Source organism: Variovorax sp. P4_D9, assembly GCF_056401695.1.
Genome location: NZ_JBFUIU010000795.1, coordinates 1 through 4,040, shown reverse-complemented (window position 1 = coordinate 4,040; position 4,040 = coordinate 1). Strand labels below are relative to the sequence as shown.

At 64.9% G+C, this 4,040-nt stretch carries 5 protein-coding genes; all 5 read right to left on the bottom strand.

Annotated features, from left to right (window positions below):
• Positions 1 to 584 (bottom strand): FAD-dependent oxidoreductase (locus tag AC1DY5_RS45370; RefSeq protein ID WP_478120950.1); only part of this gene is annotated, 584 nt, incomplete at its 3' end.
• Positions 585 to 591: 7 nt separating this feature from the next.
• Positions 592 to 1,572, bottom strand: a complete 981-nt coding sequence (locus tag AC1DY5_RS45365) for a tripartite tricarboxylate transporter substrate binding protein (protein WP_478120949.1) — start codon at positions 1,570 to 1,572, stop codon at positions 592 to 594.
• A gap of 150 nt (positions 1,573 to 1,722) precedes the next feature.
• The gene (locus AC1DY5_RS45360; RefSeq protein WP_478120951.1) at positions 1,723 to 2,499 is read right to left on the bottom strand and encodes an alpha/beta hydrolase family protein; all 777 of its coding nucleotides are present in this window, start codon (positions 2,497 to 2,499) and stop codon (positions 1,723 to 1,725) included.
• On the bottom strand, positions 2,483 to 3,592 hold the full coding sequence (locus tag AC1DY5_RS45355) for a DUF3182 family protein (RefSeq protein ID WP_478120948.1): 1,110 nt from the start codon (positions 3,590 to 3,592) through the stop codon (positions 2,483 to 2,485). The genes AC1DY5_RS45360 and AC1DY5_RS45355 overlap by 17 nt, the downstream gene beginning before the upstream one ends.
• Positions 3,593 to 3,604: 12 nt before the next feature.
• Positions 3,605 to 3,787: a hypothetical protein gene (locus AC1DY5_RS45350; RefSeq protein WP_478120947.1), complete on the bottom strand. Its 183-nt coding sequence runs from the start codon at positions 3,785 to 3,787 to the stop codon at positions 3,605 to 3,607.
• Positions 3,788 to 4,040 lie beyond the last annotated feature (253 nt).

Here is a 4,040-nt window from a genome sequence, read left to right as displayed (position 1 = left end):
GTCTGCGACTGCGCCTCCGCGCCGAACACATGCTCTACGCCGGCCATCTCGAGCAGGTCGCCGATCTCTGTCGCATCGATGAAGAGGGACGCCGTAAGCACGCGGGCTCGGTCGCCTTCGATGTCGTGCACATGCACGGCGCGAACGAAGTCGCCGTCGGTTTCGACCTTCAGCGTGCGATGTTTTCTCAGCACCGTCACCCGGCCGGCGGCCATGTGCGGCGCCAGCAGTTCGTCGATCGCCTTCACGGCGACCCACGGTTCATGGCACAGCGAACTGACGTTGCCTTGACCGGGATTCAAGCGCACGCGCGTGCGGGCTGCTTCGGTGAGCGGCAGGTGGCGCCGGTAGTAGGCGCGAATCGTCTCGCGGAACGTGGTGTAGCTCTGCGAGGAAGTGAGGTATTCGATCCAGGGGTACTCGTCTGGCGGTACGGCCTGGGACGTCAACTGGCCCCCGAGCCAGTCGAGCGCTTCGACCAGCACGACGCTGGCGCCGAGCCGCGCCGCCGCCAGGGTCGCGGCCACCCCGCCCAGCCCGCCGCCGATGACGACGAGGTCTGCCATGTGTTCAGTGCTGGCCATGCGCGCCTCACTCCGCCTTGATGCCGAGCTTGCGGATCGCGTCGCCRTAGCGCCTGGTCTCGCTGTCGATCAGCTTTCCGAATTCGGCGGGGCTGCCCGACGCGGCCTCGACGCCCATACTCTGCAGCTTGCTCGATGTCTCCGGATCGCTCAGCGCCGCGTTGACTTCCTTGTTCAGCCGCGCGACCACCGCCGCAGGCGTGCCGGCCGGCGCAAGGATGCCGAACCAGCCGGTCACCTCGAAGCCGGGCATGCCTTGCTCGGCGACCGTGGGCACCTCGGGCAGCACGCTCGATCGCGTCTTGGTGGTCACAGCCAACGGCCGCAGCTTGCCGGACTTGATGTGCGGCAGCGCGCTCGACGGGATGTCGAAACCGACGTCGACTTCGCCCGAAAGCAACGCCGTGAGCGCCGGGCCCGAGCCTTTGTACGGCACCATGACCATGTCGATCTTCGCTTCATTCTTCAGGAACTCGGCTGCCAGACTGGTGGTAGTCGCCCCGCCCCCGCCCGCCGCATAGTTGAGCTTTCCGGGCGCCTTGCGCGCTGCATCGATCACGTCTTTCAATTGCGTGTAGGGCGCGGATGCCGGCGCTACGATCACGACCGGCGACGCGCCCACCTTCGCGACGGGCTCGAAGCTCTTTTGCGTGTCGTAACTCAGCTTGGGGTACAGGGCGGCGCTGCCGGCGTGCCCGCTGGTCACCATCAGCAGCGTGTAGCCATCGGGCCTCGCAGCGGCGACCGCAGCCGTCGCGATCGTGGCGCCGGCACCGGGCTTGTTGTCGACGATGACGGATTGGCCCAGGGTATTGCCGAGCTTTTGCGCGATCAGACGCGCCAGGATGTCGGCCGAGCCGCCAGGCGCGAAGCCGACGACCAGCGAAACGGGCTTGGTGGGATAGGTCTGTGCCTGCGCCGCGCACAAGGCCAGCGCGGCACCGGCCGCAAGGAGGGCTTTCAACAGGGGACGAAGGGCTTGATTCATGTCTTGTCTCTTTCCAGGTTTCGACGACGATATGGGGGCAAATCCATGCAATGCTATGCATGTCGCCTGATGCGGTCGAATACCAATCTTCCTCAAGGCCATAACACAGAGTTATCGGTCAGGGTTGGGGCCCGCCAGCCCCTCCTCGATTCAAGCCTGACCGCCGGACACCGGCTTGGTGAGCGTGGCCGTGGCCTTGGCGCCAAGCGTCATCTCGGTGATCCACGACACCAGCAACGCTCCGTAGGCCTGGCGGGATTCCTGCGTGGAGAGCGCGTGGTCGGCGTTCGAGAGCACGCGATAGGTCACCGAACGGACATGCTTGAAAGCGCCAAGATAGTTCTCGACCACCGGATGCGGCACGATCTGGTCATGCTCCGACTCGACGATCAGGACGTCGCCGGCAAATTCGGCGCATGCAGCGAGGGCGCGGTTGTCCTTGGGGCCGACCAGCGAGCGTCTATAGGCGACGAGGTCGGACCGGCTCAGCCTTCCTTTTGGAGTCTCCCATTCGTGGTCGCGGTAAAGCGCCGGCGCGCGCAGCGCCAGCCAGCGCACCGGCCGCATGGCGCTCACCAGCGCGGCGAGATAGCCGCCGTAGCTGCTGCCAACGATCGCAACAGCCTGGGGATCTACGGCGGGGTGGCTCACGAGCACGTCGTAGGCTGCCAGCACATCGCGCAGATTGTCTTCACGGGTCACATTCAGGCGTTGCGCGGCATGTCGCGCATGGCCTCTCAGATCGAAGGTCAGGCACACGCAGCCGAGCGCCGCGATCTCCTGGGCCCGTCGCACATACTGTTCCTGGCTTCCGTCCCAGCCGTGAACCAGTAGCACCCCCGGCACCATCGTCGATGCCGCGAACAGCGTGCCTTCGATGTGCTGTCCATCCACGGGAATATCGATGGCGCTATGGCGTGTCGGCATGCGGAAACAGTAGTGTGTATTTGGTGATCCGTCCGACCTGATCATCGACGCCTTGGTAGGACACGATGGAGTCCCCGGGTACCGAGGCCGGTCCATACAGCTCGAAGCACGATGACCGAACGCGCTTGCGCTCGGGATGGCTGTCGAACGATTCGAGGGCCGCGATCTCGGCGCCCGTGGCGCCGCCGACGCGCCATGACTGCTCCAATACGCCGGAACGCCACATCCCTCGGCTGTTGGTGCCCTGTGCGACATCGTAGTTCACCCGCGACGAGAAGAAGCCGGGGTAATGGTGGATCACCGCACCGTGATAGCCCCGCGCTTGTTCGATCGCATGGCGAAGCGGGGCCGTCAGGCCGTCGGTCGCGAGCAGTTCGTCGAAATCGCCGCGCACCAGCATCAGGTCGGAGCCGCCGTAGACCATTTCACCGGCGTTGTCCTGGGTCAGGCGTTGCCGACCGTAGTAGCTCACGATCCTGCGCTCCAGGATGATCTGTCCGATGCTGAAGGTCTGAGGTCGCTCCAGGTTCTCTTCGAGGACGACGCCGTGGATCTCGATCTCCGCCTCGTCCATGGCGTCGATGCAGCGGTCGAGCGCATCGGCATTCGTCACCACGACCTGGCCCCGGCCGCCGCTGGCGTTCACCGGCTTGACGCGGACGACGCCGGATTCCAGCAGCATGCGACCTGCCGTACGCGCCTCGTCGCGCGTGAAGCATGAGAAGCCGGTCAAGGTCGCGTCGGCAGCCTCGGAAGCGAAGCCCACCGACCAACCGTCAGGCCGCAGTGCATCGGTGCGCGCCAACGCATGAGTAATGGCCTTGGTGGCGATGAACGCATGCGGCACCACACCACCGAACAGGTCGTGCACCCCGGTGATGCCCATCGCACGCGCCAGCCCGGGATCCGTCACGGTGTCGCTCGGGACGAAGTAAGGCGGCGTCTCGTACGGCAGCCGGGGGTTATAGCTGCCGGCGAAGGAACACCGCGTCAAGGCGGCGAGCCGCCGTGCGAAGTGGGTTCGCGTGGCGTGCTCATGCGCACTGCAGAAGGCCGCCGGATCGAGGTCCAGCGTCACGACGGAGCGGATCATCGGCGGCCCGAATCAACGGTTTTGCATCGGGTCCCGGGCTCGAGCGCGGCGCTCTTCGCCCAACTTTTCGATGAGTTGCTCGCCCTCCTCGTCCGCGCCATCCGAAGGAATCGATTCCTCCTGGGTGACTTCAGGCTCTTCAGCCAGTTCGCTCTCGGCAGGGGCGGGCTTGGGAATCTCGGGATCTGAAATCATGTGGACTTATATGGATGCCTCCCGGATAGCAAGAAGAATTTGTGTTGTGCTGCGAAGAAGTCGGCTGCGTCCTTATATCCGGCCTTGATTGCGCGGCTCGCCTGGTTTCCCCGACTCGCCCCGCTGGCCCCCATGCATATCCGCTGACAAGCGCCTCATCTCCTATGGCGGACTTTCTATGTCCGAGACCACATGCAGGTTTAGCTCGTCCCGGTCTGACCTGTTTCACATCACTTCACTCTTTGCTGCCTCA

Excerpts from the sequence above, each read along its gene's own strand:
- AC1DY5_RS45360 (WP_478120951.1), bottom strand. The coding sequence starts at position 2,499 with ATGCCGACACGCCATAGCGCCATCGATATTCCCGTGGATGGACAGCAC.
- AC1DY5_RS45355 (WP_478120948.1), bottom strand. The coding sequence starts at position 3,592 with ATGATCCGCTCCGTCGTGACGCTGGACCTCGATCCGGCGGCCTTCTGC.
- AC1DY5_RS45350 (WP_478120947.1), bottom strand. The coding sequence starts at position 3,787 with ATGATTTCAGATCCCGAGATTCCCAAGCCCGCCCCTGCCGAGAGCGAA.